Source organism: Bradyrhizobium sp. USDA 336 (genome assembly GCF_044908355.1).
Taxonomy (GTDB): Bacteria; Pseudomonadota; Alphaproteobacteria; order Rhizobiales; family Xanthobacteraceae; genus Bradyrhizobium; species Bradyrhizobium yuanmingense.
Genome location: NZ_JBIYDC010000002.1, coordinates 4,445,977 through 4,470,464, shown reverse-complemented (window position 1 = coordinate 4,470,464; position 24,488 = coordinate 4,445,977). Strand labels below are relative to the sequence as shown.

Genomic DNA, 24,488 nt, shown 5'->3' with positions numbered 1-24,488 from the left:
TGCTTGAATCCTGGATCGGCTTTAGCAGCGACCCTGCTTCCAAAGTCCGGGCGGGCACGCGTGACCGCGCCAGCCGACCTTGCGACCGTGGTACCATCCGAATGACTTGCCATGGTGATGATGGCCGATCTTGTGGCCATGTCCGTGGCCATGACCATGCCCACCCTTCGCCAGCGCGGGGCTCGTCAATGTGAAGCCGGCCGCAATGATCAGCGAGGCGGCGAGCGCAAGTTTCTTCATGATGTCCTCCAGTGGGCGAGCGCATTTGTCCGTTCAGTGAACGAACGGTGGGAGAGTAAGTTCCCTGCGAATGTGGAGGAGTCGTGACGCTCGCCTGGATGCGTAATCGCGCTCGCGCTCAACGCGCGCTGGCATGTCGAGCGGAGTCAAGCCTCCGCCACCGCATCGGCCCAAGGTTGGAAAATCTCGACCGCACCGGAATTGATCTCGCCCTCGCGCATCACGACGCTCGGGAAGGCGAACTTCTGCGGTACCGCCTGCAGCCGGGTCTCTTCATAGTCGAAGCGCGCGGCCAGCGCCTCGCGCACCTCCGCCGGCAGGCGCGCATCGCCAATCACCACCGCGCCTTCACTGGCGTCGATGCGCGGCTGGTGGATGGCAGCGTCGAGGTCCATGCCGTAATCCATCGCGAAGGATACAAGCTGCATCACCGCGGGGAGGATGCGGCGGCCGCCGGAGGCGCCGATTGCGAGGCGCTTGCCGTCCTTTGTCTCTGCGATGACGGGCGTGTAGTTGCAGAGGCAGCGCTTGCCCGGTGCCAGCGAGTTGGTGGTATCAGGCGTCGGGTCGAACCACATGATGCCGTTGTTCATGGTGATGCCGGTGTGCGGTGTCACATATCGCGAGCCAAAGGACGAGAGCAGCGTCTGCGTCACCGCCGCGATGTTGCCGTGGCGGTCGACCGCCGAGAAATGCGTGGTGCAGGCCGGCGCCAGATATTCGGCGCCGAGCGAGCGCTTGCCGTCGGCATCGCCCATATCCTTGAGACGCTCGCGGAAGGCGGCCTGCAGGGCGAGCGCATATTCGACATAGGCGCCGGCATCCGGCGCGTCTGCCGGCGTCAAGCTCTGCTGCAACAGCCGCAGCGCATGCGCCATGGTCGGGCCCGCGGTGAGCTCGGGGGTCGCGAACACCTTGCCTTCGCGATAGGGGATCGCCAGCGGCCCGCGCAGATGGGCGCGGAATGCAGCGAGATCCTCCACCGACAGCGAGCCGCCGTCGGCTTTGATGTCGGAAGCAATGCTCATGGCGAGATCGCCCTGATAGAAATCACGCGCGCCCGCGTCCGCAAGATGTGACAGCGTCGCCTTCAGGGCGTCCTGCGGCAGCCGCGTCTCGAATTTGATGCCCCAGGGCGCGGTCGGCGGCAGGCCGTCCTTCAGATATGCGGCCGCGCTCGCGGGGTAGCGCCTGAGATCGGCGGCCGAGCCCGCGATCGTCACCGTCGTCCACCAATCGACCAGCAGGCCTTCGCCGGCGAGCCGAGCTGCCGGCGCGACCAGATCCTTCCACGGCATTTTGGCATGGCGGCGGTGCGCCTCTTCCATTCCGGCGACGACGCCGGGCACGGCGATCGAGCCGGGGCCGTGGATGTTGCGATCGTCCTTCACCCTTGGCCAGGGAAACAGGTCGGACGATGGACCTTCGCCGCTGAGCGGATAATCGGCCGTGCGCAGGCTTTGCGGCGCGCACATGCCGTAGTCGATCACCTCATGGCGATTTTCCTTGGCGCGGTAGAGCACCATCGCACCGCCGCCGCCGATGCCGCTGTTCCAGGGCTCCAGGACGTTGAGGGCAAACGTGGTCGCAACGATCGCGTCGACGCAATCGCCGCCCGCGGCCAGCACCTGCGCCCCGACTTCGGCCGCCCGCCGCGATTGCGAGGCGACGATGCCGCCCTTGGAGGTGACGGCGGGCTTGCGGACGGTCTGGTTGAGGCTGAACTGGTGAGGCATGGTGTCGTCTTGATGCTCGTCGATGGATTCGCTGCGTTGAATGCGAGGCTCCGCGACTGGCGAAGCGCACGGACAATGGCACATTGCCGCCAACGAGAACATCCAAAGGCAGGCGCGGCATGGCTGGTGTGAAACAGGCGCGGGATGAGAGCTTTTCGCTGCGGCCATCCTTCGAGACGCCCGCTTGAGGCGGGCTCCTCAGGATGAGGGCGGAGTGCGCGGCAGCAGTTTCACGGGACACTGATGCCAAGGAGCCTCATCCTGAGGAGGCGCGTCAGCGCCGTCGCGAAGGACGAGGCGTGCACGCAGGCGCCCTCGCGAGTCATATGCGATACTCTTGGCAGTGAGGTGCGGGGCTGCCCCCAAGCCCGTCATGCCCGGGGCTTGATCCGCCTGTGCGGCCGAAGCCGCTTCGGCGAGGCGAGGCCCGAGCATCCACGTCTTCGTCTCCGCGCCCCAAAACGTGAATGGCCGGGACAAGCCCGGCCATGACGGAAGATACAAATGTCCGAAAAAGCGCGGTAAGCGCCGCCTCAGTGCGAGCGATCCAGCCGGCTGGCCTGGTACTTGGCGCGCCATTTCGGGCCGGGTCCGCGCATGTAGTGCAGCTCGGGCCGATAGGGGTTGCCCGCGACGCGGATCAGCGTCTGCCATCGGGTGGCGACGAAGCTGAGGGGCTGGCGCAGCAGGGTCAGGGAAGCGAGCAACATGGCATCACCTCAATGCGGCTTGCCGAGCAGGGCGGTGAAGGGGAGGTCGAACAGATCCTCGCCGTCGGAGCCGCTGACATGGATCACCCAGTCGCGCCAGTCTTCTGCGCCGGGGGTCTGGATCATCGAGTTCATGATCTGAGCGGCGCGGTCGCGCGCCTCGGTCAGATTGGCGACTGCGGCGCCGTAGCGGTCGATCAGCGTGCCCTCGGTGTTGGAGCAGTGAAAATAGACCTGGACCATAGGCGCCTCCTGTAGAAAGCGATTGGGGACGGCAAACGGATACCACCCCAAGCATTCGCGAAACATTCGGGTCGAGCCCGGTAAGGGAATCTACGGATATTGGTCGGGCCCAAGGCCGTTACAGGTTTAATCACAGGCGGGTGATGACTGGACGGCGCGGCGGCGGCATGGAACAACGCCGGCGGGAAGGCGGGGGCACCGTGAACGAGTTCACATTCGCGCGCGAACGGCGAAATCTGCGCTTGCCTGCAGCGGCCGTTGTTGCAGCGGGCTTGGCTGCCGCGCTGCTCGGCTTCGCCCCGGCCTCGTCCGAGCCGGCCAGGAAGAGCGGCTACGCGATCGGCACCGAAGCCTGCGGCAGCGGCGATCTCGCCTTTCCCAGGATCCAGATCGACATGAAGGCGGGATTTTGCGCCGGCCTCGTTGCCGACGAAGAGGATCGCCTCAAATTTCCGCGTTCGATCGTCCAGGTGCCCGGCCGCGACCTTTTGGTGGTCGCCGACATGGGCGGCTGGGGCCACACCGACGGGCGGCTGCTGCTGCTCGATCCGCGCGCCCCGCAGGGGCAACGCCTCAAGGAGCTGCTGACGGGGATAGAATATCCGTTCGCTCTCGTCATCGGCCCGGACAAAAAGCTCTACGCCTCGACCGCGGAGACGATCTTCCGGTTCGACCCGCTCGCGGACAATCCAGGCAGCACGGTCGAGACCATCATCCGCCACATGCCCGGCCGCCGGATCACGCTGCCCGATGGTAAGAGGCTCGATGAGAGCGCGCATCCGCTCAAGCAGTTCGTGTTCGACCGGAACGGCCGGCTGTTCGTCAATGTCGGCTCGCACAGCGACGATTGCATCACGCCGGCGCCGATCACAAAACCCTGTGCGGCGGCCGAGGGCGCGTCCGCGCTGGCATCGATCTGGCTGTTCACGCCGCCCGCAGGCGGCGTCTTCCCGGCATTGAAACCCAGCGATCCCGACCCGCCGCACAGCGTCTATGCGCGCGGCTTGCGCAACTCGATGGCGCTGGCGCTGCACCCGAAGTTTCCGGATGCCGGCTACGCCTTTCTCCAGGGCGAGAACGCCCGCGACCTCCCTGATCTCTTCAAGCCGAACGAGGAGATCAACGCCATCGAGCAGGGCAGGCACTATGGTTGGCCCTATTGCTACGATTTGTCGACGCCGAGCCCCGAATTCAGGCTCGTGCTGCAATCGGGCGCGTACAAGTCGTTCTGCTCGGCCAATGCGCTTTACAAGGCGCCGCTCTCGCTGCTGCCGCCGCACGGCGCGCCGCTCGCGATGCTGTATTACCACGGGGCGAAATTCCCCGAGCTGGAGGGCAAGCTCCTGGTCGGCCTGCACGGCTATCGGCCGACCGGCAGCCGGCTGCTGGTCTATGACGTCGACGATCACGGCTTTCCAGAGCCCAGCGCGGCACCGGTGCGCTATCACGTCAGCTGCGCGGCCGAGCCGACCCGCAGTTTCCGGACCGATGCCGGCGAGGTCGCCGCCGCGCCGTTCGAAGAGCTGATCGCCGGTTGGCACCGCGTCAACGGCGCGCGGCCGCAAGGTGCGCCGGTCGGCATGACGGTGACGGAGGACGGCGCGATCTGGCTGGTCGAGGACAAGAACAAGACCGTGATCCGGATCGATCGCACGGCCGGCGAGCGACCTCAGCCGCTCCCCTGCGATACCCGCAGCCAGGCGATGATCGACCAGCTCGCAGCCTTCGTCGCCAGAGACGCGCAGAACAGCGTTCGCCTCACCACCTTACGCAAGGGCCTCGTCGAGAAGCATTGCACCGGCTGCCATTCGGATTTCGGCCTGAGCGCGGCGCAATCGGATGCGGAGAAGGACAGGGCGGTGTTGCACTTCATGCTGGCGCAGGACGGCTGGATCCATCCTGGCGATCCCGACGCCGGCAGGCTGCGGACGCGCCTGCGCGGCCTTGGCGCCGAGAAGCTGATGCCGCCGGGCGGCGAGAGCCTGCCGAAGCTGGAACCCGGTTACACGCGCCTGCTCGATACCGCGGACCTGTTCGTCGCCAAAATGGTTCCGGGCACGCGCATGCGGATCAAGCCGGGCCCGCCGCAGCGGAAGTTTTTCAGCAAGGCCAACAAGGAATGCGGCGAAATACCGGCCGGAAAGGTCGTCGTCGTGACACAAAGGAACGCTGTAGACAGACCCGGCTTCAGTCGATTCTTCCGGCCAGCTGATCCCTATCTGAACGGCGAGTGCACCGACGGCGATGGCTATTACATCCGGCAGGAACTTCTGGTGCCTGTGCAGTAGCATCCTGCTGGTCACGCTGCCGGCCGCGGCCGAAACAAAGCTGTTCGAAAGCGCACAGGTGACGCCCGCTGGCGAATACACCTTCGGCATCGAAGGGCCCGCCGCCGATCTCGACGGCAATCTGTTCGTCGTCAATCTCGGCAAGCCCGGCACAATAGGCAAATTGCCCGCGGGCGGCGCCGCCTCGGAGCTGTTCACGACGCTCCCCGAAGGCAGCGTCGGCAATGCGATTCGTTTCGATCGCAGCGGCACCATGTTCATCGCCGACTACAAGAAGCACAACATCTTCGCGATTCCCAAGGGTGCGACCGAACCCGCGGTGTGGTTTCATTCCGGCGAGATGAGCCAGCCCAACGACATCGCGATCGCGCCGGACGGCACGATCTATGCGAGCGATCCGAACTGGAAGGGGCGCGAAGGCCACATCTGGCGCATCGCCAGGGGAGCGGACGGTACGGTGCGAGGGCAGGTGATGCCGGCGCCGCGCGCGATGGGCACCACCAACGGCATCGACCTCAGCCCTGACGGCAAGACGCTCTATGTCGGCGAATCCAGCAGCGGCCAGATCTGGTCCTATGCGATCAGCGGCAACGAGCTGACGGCTGCAAAACTCGTCAAGGCGTTTCAGCCCGACACCATCGACGGCCTGCGCACCGACGTTGCCGGCCGCCTCTACGTCGCGCGCATTCTCAAGGGCACGATCGCGCTGATGAAGCCGACCGGCGCGGTCGAGCGCGAGATCCCGCTGAAGGCCAAGGAGCCGACCAACATTGCCTTCGGCGGCAGCGACGGCAAGACCATCTTCGTCACCCAGCGTCAGGGTGGCTTCATCGAGTCCTTCCGCACCGACCAGCCGGGCCGCGAGCACTGTCTTCAGCGAGGCCGTTGCTGAGCTTCGCAAGCGCTCTGCTTTCGGCGCAGGGCAGCGCGACGCTGGGCGGCATTCTTCTTGCTTGCATCCGGCGGCCGTGGCGATCAAGACTCTGCGGCACGTCCATGCGACCACGGAGTGTTTGAGTGAAAGCCGTCCATACCGAGCTGCACCGCAGCCACGATCCGCAATTCTTTCTGGTGCGCGGTGTCGTCAAGCGCACCACTGAGCAGCCCGAGCGCGCCGACCGCCTGCTCAGGGGATTGCGGGATGGCAAGCACCAGCTGGTCGAGCCAACCAAGTTCGGGCCCGGGCCGCGCGCACGCATTCACAGCCCGGAATACCTGTCGTTCCTCAGCGAAGCCTGGGACGCTTGGACGGCGCTCGGCGATTCCGGCCCGGAGATGATCGGCAATATCCATCCCGTGCGCCATGCCGCGACCTATCCGACCCACATCGTCGGCAAACTCGGCTGGCATACCGCCGACACCGCAGCGCCGATCGGCCCGGGCACGTGGGCCGCGGCCTGCGCCGCCACCGATGTTGCGGTGACCGCAGCGCAGATGGTGATGGACGGCGAGGACGCAACTTACGCGCTCTGCCGTCCGCCCGGCCATCACGCCTATCGCGACATGGCCGGCGGCTTCTGCTTCCTCAACAACAGCGCGATCGCGGCGGCGCATCTGCGGCAGAAGCACGAGCGCGTCGTGATCCTCGACGTCGACGTCCATCACGGCAACGGCACGCAAGGCATTTTTTACGCCCGGCCCGACGTCTACACGATCTCGATCCATGCCGACCCCGTTGCGTATTATCCCTACGTATGGGGCTATGCGCATGAGCGCGGCGAAGGACCCGGCCTCGGCACCAATCTCAACATTCCGCTTCCCATCGGCACCGGCGATGACGGCTATCTCCAGGCGCTGGACATCGCGCGCAAGGCGATCGAATCCTTTGCCCCCGGCGCCCTCGTCATCGCACTCGGCCTCGATGCTTCCGAGCACGATCCGCTGAAGGGATTGGCCGTCACCACACCTGGCTTCCGCCGCATCGGCCAGGCCATCGCGAAGCTGGGCCTGCCGACCGTACTCGTGCAGGAAGGCGGCTATCTCTCGGATATCCTCGGCGCCAACCTGACCTCGGTGCTGGCGGGCTTCGAAGAAGCGCGCTGAGATCGCTTCGCCTCTCCGCTTGCGCGCTTCATTCAGCCGCTTGACGGAGGGGCCAGGCATGGCGGCTGATGGGAAGGCCGCCGCCCGCGCGGGAGCCGTCGGCGATCGCGAGGCGATGCGCGGGCGATGGCGAGCACAGCGAGAAGCGCCAGGCGTCCGGATCGTCGACGATGTCGGGCTTGAAGCTGATTTCGATGGCCTCGCGTGACACCTGCATGGCGAAGGCGTCGAGCGGCAGATTGAGCCCGAAGCCCCTGGCCTTCAGATAGGCCTCCTTGAGCGTCCAATAGTCGAAGAAGCGCTCGATCGCCGCGGGCTCCGGCAGTCCGCGCAAGGTTTCGACCTCTTCCGGCGCAAAGAAGCGAAGCGCGGTGGACAGCGGCGCGACGCGCCGCGACACGGTTTCGACGTCGACCCCGACGGCCTCATGCCGCGACACTACGCAGGCGACGCAGCCGTCGGCATGCGACAGGCTGAAATGCAGCGCGGTCGAGGTAGCCGGTGCTGCGACGAACGGCCGGCCATAGCGGCCCGCGCCAAACGTCCAGTCGGTCGGCGCCACGTTGGAAGCGACCTGCGACAGCGCGAGGCGCAACATCGCATGTGCGAAGATGTACTGCCGCCGATGCCGCTCGAACACGAAGCGATCGGCCCGGGCCCGCTCGTCGACCGAGAGCAGGCGTCGGCACGCCTCGGCCGCGCCCGGCACGTCAATGGTCTCGATCAGTCCGACAAAGAGTTCGATTCTGTCGTCTGCCATCAATTGGGCCCATGGCGTCGGGCGAGGCCAAATCCCTCGGTCCCGACGGAAGAAACAACTGCGCAAGAATCAGCCGAGAGGACCGTTCCTAGCGGTCCACCCGGGCGAATTCTTGTCGATTTGCAGGCCGGTTTACAGGCGCAAGCTTGTGCGAGACCCCAAACTCGACAAGCAAGCGGTCGATCCGCAAAGACTCGTACGGCGTACCCGACCGACGGATCTTACTTCTTCTTCTTCTTGGATTTCTTCTTGGGCGCTCGCAGAGCCTTGAGGCTCGCTTCGACATCGTCTAGCTGCTTCTGGAGCTGCTTCTTCTCGTAATTGAGCAGCTCTTGCAGAGCCTTGCGGTCCTCCGCGCTGAGCGAGGTCTTCTTGGTAAATTTGATGAAACCCATAACACTCCCCCGGTTGAAAATGATCATCCTAATCAAAACCCGAGAATAATCTTGCGCGACGACGCCAAATAATCAAGCTGCAACTTGATCATTCACAGCTTTGGGGCGTGAACCCGTATTCCGGCGCGATGTCGCGGCATCAAGCGGCCCTGCGCGTGAGCAATCTGCCGAGTGGTGCGTTGGGCTGGGCGATCGCCGCCGTCAGCAGGGCGACGAGGTCCTCCATCCATTCGCCGACCGCTCGGCCCTCGAGCAAATCGCGCTTGTAATTGCAGGAGCCGGTAATGCCGGTCGGGCGCTCCTTGAGCATCAGCGACAGCCAGGTCTGGTCGATCGGCAGCACCGGCTGGCCTTCGCGCGCGACGTTGCCGATCGATTCCGTCGCGAGATCCGGGAGATCGAGCGGCCGGCGCAACGGATTCTGCAGCGTGAAATAGACCTGGAGCAGCGAGGCCGGATCGATCCCCTCCTGCTCCAGTCGATCGGCCAGGACGTTGAACGGCAGCTCCTGCCGCGCATGCGCCTCGAGCACGCTCTGGCGCACCCGCAGCAGAGCCTGCGCGAAAGACAGGTCCGGCGTGATTGTCGTGCGGACGATCACCGTGTTCTCGAACGGGCCGATGATCCGGTCGGTGTCCGGCTGGGCACGATTGGCCATCGCGGTCGCGACCGCGATGTCGGTGCGGCCCGTCCGGGCCAGCAGCATGGCCTTCAGGCCGGTGAGCATGCACATGAACAGCGTGCAATTGTGCTGACCGGCAAGCGCCGTCAGCCGGTCGATCAGCTCGCGCTCGAGGCAGACCGGATGATGCCCGGTGGAGGCGCCCGGGCTCGCTTCGCCGTCGAAAAGGGGACCCGCTCCGCGCAAATTCAGGATCCAGTCGGAAGCCTGGCGGCGCGCCGCGTCAGTGCCGCACCACCAGCGCTGCCAGCGTGCCACGTCCGAAAAGGCCGGCGGCGGGCTCGGCAGCGGCGCAGACGGATATCCGGCCAGCGCGGCATAGCGGCTCGACAATTCCTCGAACAGCACGCCGATCGACCAGCCGTCGACGACGGCGTGATGCAACGTCAGCAGCAGCACGTGGTCGTCGTCGTGGAGCCGCAACAGCCGGGCGCGCAACAGCGGCGCGCGCCTGGTGTCGATCGGGGTATAGGCCTCCTGCTCGATCAGGAGATCGATCTTCCTGAGCTCGAGCGCCTTGCGGCGCTTGTTGTCGTGGGGATGACCGTCGCCGATCGTCTCGACCGTCATGATTCGGCCGATCGTGCGTGGCGCGGCGATGCGGCTTTCCGGCTCATCGCCGTTCCAGGCGAACGCGGTGCGCAGCGATTCGTGTCGGCGCACCACGTCGTCGATCGCCTTTGCCAGGGCGGCCGAATCGAGCGGGCCCTGCAGGCGGAAGGCGAAGGGCAGATTGAACTGCGGCAGCCCCGGCAGATTCCGCTCGATCTGCAGCATCTGGTCCTGCCCGATGGAAGGCGCCGGCGGCCCGCCCGCAGCCGATCGCGGCAGGCTTGCGGCAGGCTTGTGCGGCTTCGTGGCCACGGTCTGTTCGACCCGCCGCGCCAACCCCTCGATCGTCGGCGCCTCGAAGATGGCCTTGATCGGCAGCGACACGCCGAGCGCCCGCGCGATGCGCGCCATCACCTGGCCGGCCAGCAGCGAATGGCCGCCGAGGTCGAAGAAATTGTCGGTAACACCGATGCGTTCGACGTTCAGCAGGTCGATCCAGATGTCGGAGAGCACCTTTTCGGTGAAGCGCCGCGCCGGGACGACCGCATCCGCGCCGGACGTTTCCGGCGGGACGGACGCCAGCAGCGCCGAGCGGTCGATCTTGCCATGGGCGTTGAGCGGCACCTGATCCAGGAACAGGAAGGCGGAGGGGACGGCGTGGACGGAGAGGCGGCTCTTCAGGAAATCGCGCAGCTCGCTGGCGCTGCTCCGGCTGCCGGGCTTGGCGACGACATGGGCGATCAGCCTGATGTCGCCGCTCGCCTCGCGGCGCGGTTCGACGATGGCGGCGCGCACGCTTGGATGCTCGGCCAGCGCGTTCTCGATCTCCTTGAGCTCGATACGATAGCCACGGACCTTGACCTGATGGTCGGCGCGGCCGAGGCATTCGATCGTCCCGTCGGCGCGGCGCCGGGCCAGATCGCCGGTCCGGTAGAGCCGGCTGCCGGCCTGGCGCGAGAACGGATCGGGCAGAAAACGCTGCCGGCTCTGCGCGGGATCGTTGATATAGCCGCGGCCGATTCCGGCGCCGCCGATGCAGAGCTCGCCGGTCACGCCGATCGGTTGCGGCTGGAGCTGCGCGTCGAGCACGTAAAGCTGCGTGTTCGGCAGCGGCGCCCCGATCGGAACGTTGGCCGTCGCGATCGCCGGCGCCTTGGTCAGGCGATGCAGGGAGACGTCGTCGGAGCATTCCGAGGCGCCATAGGCATTGATTAGCGGCACCCTCGGGCAGCGCGCAAACCAGGCGCGGCAGCGCTCGACGGGCAACGGCTCGCCGGTCGAGATCAGCAGCCGCAGCTTCGCGAAGGCGCGCCGGATCGGCGCCTCGTCCATACGCTCGAGAATGAGGCGCAGCAGCGAGGGCACGATCTCGAGCACCGTGATGCCCTCGCCCTCGATCTCGCGCGCTAGCAGCATCGGGTCCTGCACGATCGCGCTGCCGCAGACATGGACGCGCGCGCCGACCATGGGACCGGCGAGGAATTGCCAGACCGAGATCACGAAGCTCTGCGGCGCGGTCTGCGCGATCACGTCCTTAGGCGAGAGGCCGAGCTCGGAGATGAGCGAGGCCAGATGGTTCGACAGGCCGCGCTGCTCGATCATGACGCCCTTCGGCGCGCCGGAGGAGCCGGACGTATAGACGAGATAGGCAAGGCTCGAGGCGGCGCGCCGTGCGGCGTGGGCCGGCTTGTCTGCCCTTGTCGCGACCACGTCGTCAAGCTCGGCCACCGGGATGCGCTCGACCAGCGGTTCGAGCAAGGCCTCGACCATGGCAGACTGAGCCCGCCCGGTCAGCAGCACGCGGGCACAGCTCGATCCGAGGATGGTCGAGAGCCGTGCCGTCGGCTGGTCGGGATCGAGATTGAGGAAGGCCGCGCCAACACGCTGCACCGCGATCATCGCGGCGAGCAGGTCGGGCCCGCGCTCCGCGAGCAGGGCAACCACGCTCTCCGCGCCGACGCCCTCACGGGCCAGCCAGCGCGCGGCCGCTCCACTGCGGCGCGCCAGCTCGCGATAGGTCAGGGACGTGCGATCGTCCGAGACCGCGACGGCGTTCGGCGTCTTCCTCGCCTGGCGCTCGAAGCGTTCGCTCAAGTTGCCGCGTGTGGTGAAATTGGCCGGCATGCCCCGGCCTTTTGCCAGCGCTTGCCGGCGTTCGGCCTCGGTCAGGAGCGGCAGGCGCGAGATGCGCTGCTCCGGATTGGTGATGACGGCCTTGAGCAGCGTCTTGAACTGGGCCGCCATGGCTTCGATCGTCGCGGCCTCGAACAGATCGGTGGCGTATTCGAAGAAGCCGGTGAAGCGGCCATCGGCCTCGACCAGTTCGAGCGTGATGTCGAACCGCGCCACCCTGGGATCGACTTCCAGCCGCCGGGTCGACAGGCCAGGAAAGCGCGCCGCCTCGATCGAGGCGTTCTGGAGGATGAACATGGTCCGGAACAGCGGATTGCCGTCGCTGCGGCGCGCCACCTGCAATGCACGCAACACCTCCTCGATCGGAAGGTCCTGGTTGCGGTAGGCGTCCAGCGTGACCTGCCGCACCCGCCGCAACATCTCGCCGAAGCTCGGATCGCCGCTGAAATCGTTGCGCAGGACGAGGGTGTTGGCGAACAGCCCGATCAGGCGTTCGCTCTCGATCTGGTTGCGATTGGCGATCAGCGATCCCGTGGCGACGTCCTCATGCGAGGTGTGGCGGAACAACAGGCACTGGAAGGCGGCGAGCAGCGTCATGAACGGCGTGACGCCCTGGTTCTGGCTCAGCGCGCGCAGCTCGGACGAGAGGGACTTTGAGAATTCAAGGTAGTGACGCGCGCCGTGTCCGCTCCAGATCTCAGGTCTCGGCCTGTCGGTTCGCAGCGGCAGCATGGTGACGCCGTCGAGCTGGGTCCGCCAATAATCGAGCTGCTCCCTGGCCGCGGGCGTCTGCGCCCAGTTTTGCTGCCAGAGTGCGAAGTCGCGATATTGGAAAGCGGGCGGCGGCAGTGCGGCCGAATGCTTCTTGCGCGCCGCGGCATAATGGACGGCGAGCTCCTGCCAGAACAGCTGCTGCGACCAGCCATCGGTGGCGAGGTGATGGACGTTGACCACCAGCGCATGGTTGTTCCTGTCGAACGACAGCAGTGTCGTCTTCAGGGGCGGCGCGTGGGCCAGGTCGAACTGATGTTGCGCAAGCCTGAGCGCCTCGCGCCGGATTGCCGCAGGCCGCCTGCCCGCAGGGCATGGCTTGAGCTTGATGCGCTCCAGCCGCGGCGCCGATGACAGCACAAGCTGCATCGGCTCGCCCTGGCGCTCGACGAACACCGAGCGCAGCGCCTCATGGCGCGTTGAGATCGCAGCGAGGCTCGCAGACAGCGCGGCGGCGTCGACCGGGCCCTTGAGGACGGCGATCTCGACGACGTTATAATTGTACCGGGTCGGGTCCAGTCGCGAGAGCACGTACATCCGCTGCTGCTGGAACGACAGCGGTGCGTCCGTGCCCGCAAGCCGGCGCCAGCCCGGCAGCGCCGTCTCGCGCCGGCTTGCGGCGGTCTCGATCCGGGCCGCAAGCGCTGCGATCGTCGGGCAATCGAAGATGTCCTCGAACGAGAAGTCGACATCGAAGCGGTCGCGCAAGCGCGAGCGCATCTGTGTCACCGCGAGCGAATCCGCGCCGAGCGCGAAGACGTCCTGGTCGGCGCCGACCTGCGGCAGCTCCAACAGGCCGGCCCAGATCTCGGCGAGCTGGCTCTCGATCGCATTGCGCAACAGCCGGGTCTCGTCGCCCGCGTCGACCGTTGCAATCAGACCGGCGAGGGCGTTGCGCTTGACCTTGCCGCTGGCGCCCTTCGGCAGCGCCGCCACGCTGCGGATCAGGCTCGGCACCTTGTAGGCCGCAAGGCGCTTTCGCGCGAATTGGCGCAGCTGGTCCGAGGTCGCCTCGGCGTTCGGCCGCAGCACCACGACGGCCGCGACGTTCTCGCCGAGCTTGTCGTGCGGGACCGCGAACACGCCGGCTTCCAGCACCGCCGGATGGCTGAGCAGGACGTCTTCCACCTCCAGCGGCGATATCTTCTGCCCGCCGCGGTTGATGACGTCCTTGATGCGGCCGACGATGAAGAGATAGCCGTCGTCATCGAGATTGCCGAGGTCGCCGGTCCTGAACCAACCGTTGCGGAATGCGGCCCGCGTCGCCGGCTCGTCATTATAATAGCCGCGGCTCATGTTCGGCCCGCGCAGCACGATCTCGCCGTGCGCCCCGCTTGCGAGCGTGCGGCCGGTCTCGTCCATGATCGCGATCTCCGGGCCGGCGGCGCGGCCGACCGACCCGACCTTGCGCAGCTCGAACGGATTGGCCGCAATCTGCGAGGCCGCCTCGGTCATGCCGTAGGTCTCGAGCACGGGCACGCCGAACGTTGTCTCCAGCCCGGCGAGAATCGCCGGCGCGAGCGAGGCCGAAGCCGACCGGATCACGCGCAGCGACGATGGTCGGGCGCGGTCCGGGTTTACTTCCGCCGCCGTCAGCAATGCGCGATGAATAGTCGGCACCGCCGTGTACCAGGTCGGTTGCAACTCCCGCATCCAGCCGAAGAACGACGATGCGTCGAAACCGTCGGTGCAGATCACGCTGGAGCCCGCGGCCAGCGCCGTGAGCAGGCCGGAGATCAAGCCATGGGCATGAAACAGCGGCAGGACGTTGAGCAGGCGATCATGCGTCGTGAGCGACAGCACATGGCCGGCATTGTAGGCGGAGAGGCAGACATTGCGGTGGGTCAGCGGCACCATTTTCGGCCGCGCCGCCGTGCCTGACGTCAGCAGGATGAACGCATCGTCGTCGCGGCGCGAAGCGCCGCCGGCATTGGCCGGCCCGATCGCCGGAGCGATGAACGCGCAGCCGCCGAGATCGCGGGCGGGCCCCGCCACGAAATCGATCACGGCGATGTCGAGCACTCTGGCGGCGTCGCGGCTCGCCGAGTTCATGTCGGCCCGGGTCACGAGCGCCGTCAGCTTCAGTTCGCTGAAATAGCGTTGCAGCTCGTCCGCCGTCAGATCCGGGTTGATGGGGACGCAGGCGCAGCCTGATGCGACCGCGATCAGCGCCAGCGCAGTATCGGCGCCGCGCGGCAGCGCGACCGCGATGCGGTCTGCGGGACCGATGCCGAGTTCACGCAAGGTACGGACCAGTTGCCGGATCGACTCGGCCAGCACGCCATAGCTGAGCGCCGGCCGGCCGGGAGCGAGGAGTGCGGGTGCCGCCGGCGTCCTGCGGGCGTAGAATTCAAGAAGGCCGCTGATATGCGCGAACACCTTCGTTTCGGCCGTGGTGCCGGCTGATGCTTCGTCCGCTCCGGATGCAATGTCCGACAACGCCATTCCCTTTTGGTCCGATTAAGTTATTCTTCCAAGAAGTTGGGGAATGCGTCCAGTCCGAGGTGAAGTTTGGACCCCAAAATCTGTGGTTGAGGGGCCCTCGAGCCCTTCGACGGAGTAAGGGTCGGGCAGAATCGCGATGCTGGAGAACGAGCCGAGCACGAGTTTGGAAGGTGGGCTGAAGCACTGGCTCGAAAGCATCGGCCTCGGGCACTACACCGATCTTTTCGCGCAGCACCGCCTCGATCTCGACGTCATCGCGGATCTCACCGAAGCCGATCTGGTCGAGCTCGGATTGCCGCTCGGCGATCGCAAGCGGCTGCAGCGGGCGATGGCGGCGCTGTTTCAAGCGGAAACCACGGAGGCGGAGGCGCCGCGTCCGCAAATCCGGGCGGAGGTCGGAGCCGAACGGCGCCAGCTCACCACGATGTTCTGCGACATGGTGGATTCCACCTCGCTGTCCGCGCAGTTCGATCCGGAGGACGTCCGCGACATGATCGCGGATTTTCGCGAGACCTGCGTCCGGGTCGTCAAGCAATACGAGGGCTTTGCCGCCCGTTTTGTCGGCGACGGTATCCTGGTCTATTTCGGCTATCCGACCGCACATGAGGACGATGCCGAGCGCGCGGTGCGCGCCGGGCTCGAGATCGTGCGGGTGCTGTCGACGGCGCACGCGGTCGAGTCGCGCGGTGCGCTCAGCCATCCGCCCGCCGTCCGCATCGGGATCGCGACCGGGCTCGTCGTGGTCGGCGATCTGGTCGGGCAGGGCACCGAAGAACGCGACTCCGCTGTGGGCGAGACCGTCAATCTCGCCGCGCGCCTGCAAGGCCTGGCGCCGCCCAACGGCGTGGTGATCTCGGCCTCGACGCAGGCGCTGCTGAAGGGGAAGTTCGACTACCGCAATCTCGGCGTCCACGACTTGAAGGGAATCCCCGAGAAGGCCCAGGCCTGGCACGTGGTGCGCGCCTCGCGGGTGGAGACCCGGTTCGCTGCGGCGATGGGTACGCGGCTGACACCGCTCGTCAACCGCGAGGAGGAGATCGCGCTTTTGATGGGACGCTGGCAGCAGGTCAAGGACGGCGACGGCCAGGTCGTGGTCAAGTTCGGCGAGCCCGGCATCGGCAAGTCGCGCATCATCCAGGAGATCTTCGAGCGGATATCGGACGACCGCCATGGACAGGTCTCGCTGCAATGCTCACCCTACTACACCTCCACCGCGTTCCATCCCTTCGTCGCGCAGCTCAAATTCTCCCTCGGTCTCGATCGCGAGGATTCGTCCGCGCTGTCGTTGGCGAGCCTGGAGAACGCGATCGCGGCTGCTCATGGCGACGTCGAGCAGGTCACCCCGCTGTTTGCCGCGCTGCTGTCGATACCGACCGAGGACCGCTATCCGCCGCTCGAGCTGTCGCCGCAGCAGCAGAAGGATGCGACCGTCGTGGCGCTGGTCAACCATTTCCTCGGCCTTGCGCGCGAGATGCCGCTGGTGATCGCGTTCGAGGATTTGCATTGGATCGACCCGACCTCCCGCGAGGTGGTCGACCTCCTGGTCGATCGGGTGCAGAACCAGCCGATCCTGGCGATCATCACCGCGCGCTCGGAATTCCAGCCGAGCTGGAACGCGCATTCGCACATCACGACCCTGGTCCTGAACCGCTTGAGCCGGCAGTTGCGCACGACGCTGGTCGAGCGCGTCGCGGGACGCGAGCTGCCCAAGGAGGTTGTCGAGGAGATCATCGTCAAGACCGACGGCGTGCCGCTGTTCCTGGAAGAGCTGACCAAGACGGTTCTGGAGTCCAATCTGCTGACCGAGCGGCACGGGCGCTACGTGCTGTCCGGACCGTGGCGGCAGCTCGCAATCCCGGCCACCCTGACCGACTCGCTGATGGCGCGGCTCGATCGGATGGGACCCTTCAAGCGCATCGCGCAGATCGGCGCCACGATCGGCCGCGAGTTCTCCTACGAGACGCTGCATGCCGTCGCCAATACGCCGGCCGAGCAGATCGAGGCGGCGCTCAGTCATCTGCAGGAGGCCGGGCTGATCATGCGCCGCGGCCATCCGCCGGATGCGCTGTACTCCTTCAAGCACGTGATGATCCAGAACGCCGCGCATGCGAGCCTGTTGCACAGCGAGCGGCGCAAGCTGCATGCGCGGATCGCCCAGGTGCTCGCCGAGATGTATCCGGAGAGGACCGAGCGCGAACCGGAGCTGCTCGCCCATCATTTGACCGAATCCGGCCAGAGCGAGGGCGCCGCCAGCTTCTGGCTCAAGGCCGGCAAGCAGGCGGCCAAGACAGGGGCCAATCTGGAGGCGATCGGCCACCTGCGCCGCGGCCTTAACGTCGTGCAGGCCAATGCGCGCATGCAGGGCGCCGACGAGATGGAGCTCAAGCTGCGCATCGCGCTCGGCAACGCGCTGATCGCCGCCAAGGGCTACGCGGTGCAGGAGGTCGAGGAGAACTACATCCGCGCGCTGGAGCTCGGCCGTCAGCTCGATGACGACGAAAAGGTCTTCGCTGCGACGCGCGGGCTCTGGGTGTGCCATTTCATCCGCGCCGATCTCACCCGCGCGCACGATCTCAGCGTCGAGCTGTTGAAGTTTGCCAAGCGCGAGCGGCTGAACGAGCGGACGCAGCCGGCGCAGCAGACCGGCTATCTGATCGAGGCGCACCGCGCGATCGCGATGACCATGCTCTATCGCGGCCGCTTCGCAGCCTCGCAGCACCATTTGCACCGCTGCATCAACCTGTTCAGCCCCGATCTGCACTCCGACCTGATGGAACGGCACGGCATCGATCCCGGTGTCGTTTCGCTGTCTTATCTCGGTTACCTCCTGTGGTTCCTCGGCCGGCCCGACGCGGCGCGCCAGCACAGCGAGCAGGCGATCGCGAACGCCGAGAAGATCCGTCATCCTTTCACGCTCGCCTTCGCGCTGGTGTTCGGCGCCTATCTCCGCCAGCATTTGCGCGACGTCGAAGGCACGCGCGACTACGCCAACCGCGCCATGATCATTGCCACCGAGCACAATTTCCTGCACTGGAAGCAGCAGGCGGCGATCCTGCGCGGCTGGGCGCTGGCTCAGCTCGGCGAAGCGGACGAAGGGCTCGCCCAGATGCGCTTCGGCCTCGACGAGTACGAGGCGATGGATTCCTGGCTCGCCGGCTGCTGGTTCCGCTGTCTGCTCGCGGAAACCTACGCCAAGGTCGGGATGCGCGACGCCGCCTTGCGCGCGCTGGATGGTGCGCTTGCGACTGCAAGGCGGACCGGCGATCACTTCTATCTCGCCGAGGTCTATCGCCTGCAAGGCGAGATCACGCTGGCGGGTGGCGACCCGGCGTCGGTACAGGAGGCGGAGGACCTGTTCGGCCTTTCGCTGGAGACCGCGCGCAAACAGGGTGCGCTGTCCTGGGAGCTTCGCACCGCCCTCGGCCTCGCGCGCCTGTCGCAACAGGCCGGCAAGCGCGACGACGCAAGACTCTTGCTCATGCCGATCGTCGGCAAATTCAGCGAGGGCTTTTACACGCCGGACCTGAAGCAGGCGTTGCAGCTCGTCGACGAACTCGGCATGGACGCGCCGGTGCGCGAGCAGGCCGGTCTGTGACATGAGCGAGCTTGCCGCCGCGCGGGCGCACTACGTGGAGTTGATCGCCAGGCGCGAGCGGATTGCCTCGAAGCGTCTGCTCGCCGCGCTCGCCGCCGTTCCGCGCGAGAAATTTCTGCCAAGGGGGCCCTGGCGCATCAAAGGCGAGGCAGCGCGCAGCTACCGGCTGACGCCCGACGCCGATCCCGTTCATCTCTACGACAACGTGCTGGTCGCCATCGATGCACGCCGCAAGCTCGACACCGGCCTGCCGAGCCTGTGGGCGCATTTGATCGACATTCTCGACGTCAAGCGGGCGGAGCGCGTCGTGCAGATCGGCTGCGGCCTCGGCTATTTCTCGGCGGTGCTGTCGATGATGGTCGGCAAGAAGGGCCGCGTCCATGCGATCGAATGCGACGAGCGGCTCGCCGCCCGGGCGTCGAGCTATTTGCGCGGCTATGGCAATGTCACTGTCGTCCACGGCGATGGATGCAAGGACGTGGGCGAACCCGCCGATGTGATCATCGTCCATGCCGGCTTCCCGCACCCGCACCCGCTCTGGCTGCGGTCGCTCCGTCCGCGCGGCCGTCTTCTGGTGCCGCTGACCCAGCGCGACCGCGAAGGCGCCGCCCTCAAGATCACGCGGAGGGCCAGGGTATTCGAGGCAGAGGCGATCCAGCAGATCCGGATCTTCCCCGGCCGGGGCCGCGGCGTGACCGCCCTCGACGACCGCGTCGCCGACTGGTGGCAGCGCGCCTCAGCCCTGGCACCGCTCCGCTTTCGCGAGCTGGAGCAGGGGCTGCCGTCGGATGGCTAACACTTCGTTTCGCTTTACCTTGATTTCGATCGTGAGTTTCCGGCATCTCGCATTGCCGCTATCAGTGCGGGTCTGATGGCCATTTGAGCGTGCTCCATGCATTCCGTTGCCCTGCTGACTGCCAGCTACGCCAAGGATATCGAACGCTTTTCGCTGCTCAGCGAGAGCATCGACACCTGGCTGTCGGGATACACGCGCCATTATGTGCTCGTTAACGATGAGGACGTGCCGCTGTTCGCGCGCTTCGCGTCCGACAAGCGGGTCATCGTTCCGGCCTCGCGCTATCTGCCGAAATGGCTGTTCGCCCTGCCGCCGGCGCTCCAGTTCGGCAGCCGGCGCGTCTGGCTGTCGCTGCTGTCCTCGCCCGTGCACGGCTGGCACATCCAGCAGATCCTGAAGATCGCCGGCGTCCTCAACGCGCCCGAGCAGCGCGTCTGCATCCTGGATTCGGACAATCTGTTCTTCCGCGAATTCGACGTCGGCCGCTATGCCGGCGCCGAGACGACGCCGCTGTTCGTCACGCGCAAAGCGATCGCCGCCGACCACCCGTTGCACGGCCTGTGGCTGCGCACCGTCGACCAGCTTCTCGGCATCAAGGAGCGCGCGTTCCCGGCGGACGATTATGTCGGCAACGCGCTGGTGTGGGACAGGGACACTGCGCGTGCGATGACGGACGCGATCAAGTCGGCGACCGGCCTGAGCTGGGCGCTGGCGCTGTGCCGGAAGAAGAAGTTTTCGGAGTATCTGCTTTACGGAAACTTCGTGGCGACCTCGCCGGAACACCTGGCGCGACATCGGCTCACCGAAGACAGCATCGCGGTTTCGCACTGGGACGACACGCCGCTCGACCGCGCGGCCATCGAAGCGATGATGCGCACGGCCTCGCCGGAACAGGTCGCGCTTTGCATTCAGTCCTATTCGTCGACCTCGATCGACGACATCCGCGACGTGTTCCGCCTCTCCTCGCGCGAGCGGCGCGCGCCGAGCCTGGCTCCCGATCATATCGGCGATGTGGCCGCGTTCGAGACGCCGAAGGCACGCTGATCTCTAAGCGTCTTTCGTAAACTTGCTGATGACGTCCATAAACGGCTTCGGCTTGAACTCGCCGTCGAGCGGCAGCGGACGGTTCGGCTGCTTGTCCTTGCGGGCGAAGGTGCCGTTGATCCAGCTGTAGCGGTCTGAGATGCCCCAGGTCAGGATCGAGCGCACCGGGCCGCTCGCGGCAACGGCCGTCAGCAGGTCGTCGACGCGCTTGGCGACGACGGCGTCGCGCTCCGCAGGACTTCCCGCCAGCTTCTGGTCGTCGACGTCGAGCTCGGTGATGAGCACCTCGAGCCCCCACGAGCGCAGCTCGGTGACGAACTCGGCGAGCCCGTGCGTGTCGATCTCGAGCTCGGCGTGAAGATGCGCCTGCAGCCCGACGGCGTGGAGCGGAACGCCCTGATCGAGCAGGTCCATGATGAGCGTGCGATAGGCGGCCCGCTTAGCGATGAAGGAATCTTTCGCCGACTCGATGTCGTATTCGTTGATCGCGAGCTTGACGAAGGGGTCGGCCGCGGCCGCCGTGCGGAACGCCAGCGGAATCCAGCGATCGCCGAGATGTTGCGTCCAGAAGGTGTCGCGCCGGTCCTTCGGGCTGCGCGGATTGTCGGGGATCGGCTCGTTGACGACGTCCCACGACGTCAGCTTGTCCTTGTAGTAGGAAACGACGGTGCCGATGTGATCGAGATAGGCGCGCTCGACGCCCTTGCTGCCCTTGATCTGCTTGGTCCAGTCCGGAATATCGTGATACCAGGCGAGTGCGTGGCCGCGCATGGTCAGATCGTTGTCGCGCGCGAAATCCAGGATCGCGTCGGCGCGCTCGAAGGCGAACGTATGGGCGTCCGGCCGCAGCATCGGCCATTTCAGCTCGAGCACCGGCACCACCTGCGTGCAATAGGTGCTGATGGCCTCGCCGAGCCGCGGATCGGCTTGCAGGTCCCAGAGCGTGGCGGCTGCGCCGTAGCCCGGGCGGCGTTGGGCGCGTTTCGAGACCGGCACCGCGGACGCCGATGCGCCTGCCGCAAGCGTGGCGGTACAGCCGAGCAGGAATTCGCGTCGGTCGAGCCCGGTCACGCGTGCCGCTGCATCGCGGCTTCCGCGATTTCGTAATAGTGAAGCGCGCCCTTCTCGAGCGTCAGGTGGTCCAGCACATAATCGCGCGGCGCGAAGCCTCCTGCGTCGACCTGCGACCAGAAACGGCCCCAGCCCGCCGCGAAGCAGCCCGCATCAGTGAAGGTCATGCCACAGCGCGCGTCGAAATAGGGCACCGAGGACACGTTGCCCTCGTATCGCACCTTGTCCGGGAAATATTTCGGATCCTGCCAGGGTCCGCCGCGATCCCAGGCGAAGACGGGCACGCCGCTCGACAGTGCTTGCTGGCAGGCGATGCCCTGGCTCTCGTGCTCGCAGAGGAAGATCATGCTGCGGCAGCGCGCCAGCGCGGCCTTGTAATCCTCTTCCTTGTAATGGCCGTAGCGGATCGTTTCGACCGTGCGGCCGCTGGCTTCGAGAAGCTTTCGGATCGGCTCGATCAGCTCCGGCTGGTACCGGTCGTAATCCCAGCGCACCTTGTCGTAGAGCAGCACGTCGACCTTCTTCTGCGCAGCCGGCGTGGGGATCCACAGATCCGTCTCGATGCCGACGGGCCAGGCACCGACATGGGGCCAGTGCGGACGAAACATGTCGGCATACCAGGCGCAGGGCAACAGCACCCGCCTCACGTCGAGGTCGTTCAGAGTTTCCGGTGCGTCGATCGGATGGTCATACATGGCGACGCCAAGCAGCAGCGGATTCTTCCACTTGAACCAATCGAGCACGAACGGCCGGCCTATGATGCAGGCCAGTTCCTCCGGATGCTTCCGAATGTAGCGATAATCGTTGACGCGGTAGCGAATGCCGAGCCGATCAAGGCCTGCGCACAGATTGAGCAGAACGCGCCGCTGTCCGCTGATGAAGGACTTGCCCATCAACAACCGGCGCAGCAGCGGCCGAAGGTGACGGTCGCCGGGAAACCAGCGGTCGTCTCGTTCCTCGAAGAAGAGGTTGAGGACCATCCTGTCGCGGCCTTTCGCGCCGGGATACGCCGGAACCGCGGGAGCAGTGGCGGTTCGACGCGGGAGGGAGGTCGATCTCGCCCGTGTTCGTTCGACAACGTCCATGTCAGTCACATCAGTGTGTCGGAGGAGTCGGGCGACGTTTCGCTATCAATACTTCTTTTCTGTGATCGCGCCCGCTCCTTCAAGAACAGGGCAAATTTAACGCTAACGCGCGATAACCGCGCGCTCGCTCCATTTGCGATCCGATTTGCAGGGTTATCCGGCTATCCTTGACCTATCCTTGGCAATGCCAGCGGCGAGCCCGATTGTCGCGCCCAATCGTCTTAACGACCCGTTAATCCTGATGGCTGCCCACGGTCCCGTGCTCGCATGCTGAACCGCCATTTCTCGATCTATCTCGTCGCCTACATCCTGCCTGCGGCGGTGGGCTTCTTCGCCGTCACGGCCTATACGCGGCTCTTGAGCCCGGCGGAGTACGGCGTCTATGTCGTCGGCATCAGCCTTGCCGGGATTCTGGGCGCGATCTTCTTCGCCTGGATCAAGCTGTCGGTGTCGCGCTATCAGGCGATGTCGGCGGAGGTCGATTTTCGTGGCACGGCAATCGTCGCCTTCGCGCTCACAGCCGCGGTGCTCTGCGCCACCACTCCGCTGGTCGTCCTGGTCCGCAGCGATCTCAGCGTCGAACTGCTGCTCGCCAGCATGTTCGTCGCGATCATGGCCAATGCGGTCGATGTCGGCCAGGAGTTCGAGCGCGCCAAATTGCGCCCCTACCGTTTCGCGGCGATCTCGATCGTGCGCAGCGTCTCCACCGTCGGCTTCGGTCTTCTCGGCATCTGGTTGGGCTGGGGCGGATTGGGGCTGCTCGCCGCTTTCGGCCTGGGGTCACTCGCCGGCATCATCCTGAACCTCGTCGGCGACCGCACCGGGATCGCGCGCTTCCAGCGCGGCCAGTTCATGCAGCTGGCGCGCTACGGCCTGCCGCTGACGCTGGCGGGATTGTCCGTGGCGGTCTATTCGGCCTGCGACCGCCTCATTGTCGCTTATCTGCTCGGCAAGGATGCTGCCGGCATCTTCGGCGTTGCCGCCGATCTGCCGCGCCAGTTCATGGTGATGATCGCATCCAGCGTCGCCGCGGCGACCGTGCCGCTGGTGTTCCGGTCATTGTCTGAGACCAACGGCGAGACGACGCGGGAGCGGCTGACCGAAAGCCTCGAGCTGCTGCTCGTCGTGGTGGCGCCCGTTGCGGTCTGGCTTGCGCTCGCGGCGGACCAGGTGGCCGGAACGCTCGTCGGGATCGACTTCCGCGCCGGCGTCTCGGCCCTGTTACCGACGCTGGTGCTTGCGCGGCTTTTCGGCATCGCCAATCAGTTCTACGTGCAGATCAGCTTCCAGCTCGCCGAGCGGCCGTTCATGCTGGCGGCGCAATCTTTCCTCACGCTGGTGATCAGCGTGATCCTGATGTTCGCGCTGATCGGCGGCTACGGCCTTTACGGCGCGGCGCTGGCGACCTTGGCGACCGAGGCGATCGGCTTCCTCGTCGCACTTGTCCTGATGTATCGGGCCCATCCGGTCCCGTTCGAGCTCAATCGCCTCGCCGGCGTCGCTGCCTCCGCGGCCGCGATGGCCGCCGCGATCCTGATTGCGCGGGCGCAAGTGGGCGGCACCGGCCTCGTGCCGCTCGTCATCGTCAGCCTCGCCGGCGGCCTTGCCTATGCCGCCGCGGCCTGGCTGCTGAATGTTGCGAACGTGCGCACCTTGTCGCTGCGTGTGCTGCGAACGTTGAACCGCAAGGCGTTGGGCGTCTAGTCGCGCTTCCGTGGGCGCGTCTCCGGCGGCTCTCCCGGACATTCTGCCGCAGTGGCCGAGACCAGCTTCGGGCCAGCCCGGCTGACGGCCGCCTTCCGCCTGCGCAAGGCGTCGTATATGAGAGATTTGTCGCCGCAACGTGCCGAATCTCGCCACAGAGGGAACGTAAGGCGACTGCAATTTCTTAATGCAACG

The 24,488-nt window shown here is 66.1% G+C and carries 16 protein-coding genes; 7 read left to right on the top strand and 9 right to left on the bottom strand.

Features of this window, described 5'->3' with window-relative positions:
* Window positions 1-21 precede the first annotated feature (21 nt).
* The 4 genes from ABIA45_RS21820 to ABIA45_RS21805 all read right to left on the bottom strand — a co-directional run bounded on the left by ABIA45_RS21820 (window position 22) and on the right by ABIA45_RS21805 (window position 2,929).
* On the bottom strand, window positions 22-240 hold the full coding sequence (locus tag ABIA45_RS21820) for a hypothetical protein (protein WP_198399845.1): 219 nt from the start codon (window positions 238-240) through the stop codon (window positions 22-24).
* A gap of 146 nt (window positions 241-386) precedes the next feature.
* Window positions 387-1,976, bottom strand: a complete 1,590-nt coding sequence (locus ABIA45_RS21815) for a gamma-glutamyltransferase family protein (RefSeq protein ID WP_404653578.1) — start codon at window positions 1,974-1,976, stop codon at window positions 387-389.
* A gap of 533 nt (window positions 1,977-2,509) precedes the next feature.
* Window positions 2,510-2,686 (bottom strand): hypothetical protein, encoded by a 177-nt coding sequence (locus ABIA45_RS21810; protein WP_198399843.1) that lies wholly within the window; start codon window positions 2,684-2,686, stop codon window positions 2,510-2,512.
* A gap of 9 nt (window positions 2,687-2,695) precedes the next feature.
* The gene (locus tag ABIA45_RS21805; RefSeq protein ID WP_157285260.1) at window positions 2,696-2,929 is read right to left on the bottom strand and encodes a DUF6894 family protein; all 234 of its coding nucleotides are present in this window, start codon (window positions 2,927-2,929) and stop codon (window positions 2,696-2,698) included.
* A 200-nt stretch (window positions 2,930-3,129) separates the two neighbouring features.
* Between ABIA45_RS21805 and ABIA45_RS21800 the strand changes: the two genes are divergently transcribed.
* From ABIA45_RS21800 to ABIA45_RS21790, 3 genes are all read left to right on the top strand, one after another.
* Window positions 3,130-5,217, top strand: a complete 2,088-nt coding sequence (locus tag ABIA45_RS21800; RefSeq protein ID WP_404655727.1) for a PQQ-dependent sugar dehydrogenase — start codon at window positions 3,130-3,132, stop codon at window positions 5,215-5,217.
* On the top strand, window positions 5,174-6,109 hold the full coding sequence (locus ABIA45_RS21795) for an SMP-30/gluconolactonase/LRE family protein (RefSeq protein WP_157285259.1): 936 nt from the start codon (window positions 5,174-5,176) through the stop codon (window positions 6,107-6,109). The genes ABIA45_RS21800 and ABIA45_RS21795 overlap by 44 nt, the downstream gene beginning before the upstream one ends.
* 125 nt (window positions 6,110-6,234) lie before the next feature.
* Window positions 6,235-7,260: a histone deacetylase family protein gene (locus ABIA45_RS21790; RefSeq protein ID WP_404653577.1), complete on the top strand. Its 1,026-nt coding sequence runs from the start codon at window positions 6,235-6,237 to the stop codon at window positions 7,258-7,260.
* A 28-nt stretch (window positions 7,261-7,288) separates the two neighbouring features.
* On the opposite strand, the gene ABIA45_RS21785 is transcribed toward ABIA45_RS21790, so the two are convergent.
* From ABIA45_RS21785 to ABIA45_RS21775, 3 genes are all read right to left on the bottom strand, one after another.
* Window positions 7,289-8,020 carry a 4'-phosphopantetheinyl transferase family protein gene (locus tag ABIA45_RS21785; protein ID WP_404653576.1) on the bottom strand — a complete coding sequence of 244 codons (732 nt, stop codon included), beginning with the start codon at window positions 8,018-8,020 and terminating at the stop codon, window positions 7,289-7,291.
* Window positions 8,021-8,241: 221 nt separating this feature from the next.
* Window positions 8,242-8,415 (bottom strand): hypothetical protein, encoded by a 174-nt coding sequence (locus tag ABIA45_RS21780; RefSeq protein ID WP_404653575.1) that lies wholly within the window; start codon window positions 8,413-8,415, stop codon window positions 8,242-8,244.
* 139 nt (window positions 8,416-8,554) lie between these two features.
* Window positions 8,555-14,998: an amino acid adenylation domain-containing protein gene (locus ABIA45_RS21775; RefSeq protein WP_404653573.1), complete on the bottom strand. Its 6,444-nt coding sequence runs from the start codon at window positions 14,996-14,998 to the stop codon at window positions 8,555-8,557.
* Between the two features lie 136 nt (window positions 14,999-15,134).
* On the opposite strand from ABIA45_RS21775, the gene ABIA45_RS21770 reads away from it, so the two are divergent.
* The 3 genes from ABIA45_RS21770 (at window position 15,135) to ABIA45_RS21760 (ending at window position 20,433) form a co-directional block, all read left to right on the top strand.
* Complete coding sequence (locus tag ABIA45_RS21770; protein WP_404543677.1) at window positions 15,135-18,593, top strand: ATP-binding protein; 3,459 nt, start codon at window positions 15,135-15,137, stop codon at window positions 18,591-18,593.
* Window position 18,594: 1 nt separating this feature from the next.
* Window positions 18,595-19,389, top strand: a complete 795-nt coding sequence (locus ABIA45_RS21765; protein WP_404653572.1) for a protein-L-isoaspartate O-methyltransferase — start codon at window positions 18,595-18,597, stop codon at window positions 19,387-19,389.
* Between the two features lie 96 nt (window positions 19,390-19,485).
* Complete coding sequence (locus ABIA45_RS21760; RefSeq protein ID WP_275497248.1) at window positions 19,486-20,433, top strand: DUF6492 family protein; 948 nt, start codon at window positions 19,486-19,488, stop codon at window positions 20,431-20,433.
* A gap of 3 nt (window positions 20,434-20,436) precedes the next feature.
* Here the strand turns inward: ABIA45_RS21760 and ABIA45_RS21755 are convergent, their stop codons facing one another.
* Together ABIA45_RS21755 and ABIA45_RS21750 are read right to left on the bottom strand one after the other, a co-directional pair.
* Complete coding sequence (locus tag ABIA45_RS21755) at window positions 20,437-21,504, bottom strand: endo-1,4-beta-xylanase (RefSeq protein WP_404653570.1); 1,068 nt, start codon at window positions 21,502-21,504, stop codon at window positions 20,437-20,439.
* A complete protein-coding gene (locus tag ABIA45_RS21750; RefSeq protein WP_404653569.1) occupies window positions 21,501-22,589 on the bottom strand; it encodes a glycosyltransferase family 1 protein in 1,089 nt (362 codons plus the stop codon). The genes ABIA45_RS21755 and ABIA45_RS21750 overlap by 4 nt, the downstream gene beginning before the upstream one ends.
* Window positions 22,590-22,856: 267 nt before the next feature.
* On the opposite strand from ABIA45_RS21750, the gene ABIA45_RS21745 reads away from it, so the two are divergent.
* A complete protein-coding gene (locus ABIA45_RS21745; protein WP_404543669.1) occupies window positions 22,857-24,293 on the top strand; it encodes a lipopolysaccharide biosynthesis protein in 1,437 nt (478 codons plus the stop codon).
* The last annotated feature ends 195 nt before the right edge of the window (window positions 24,294-24,488 follow it).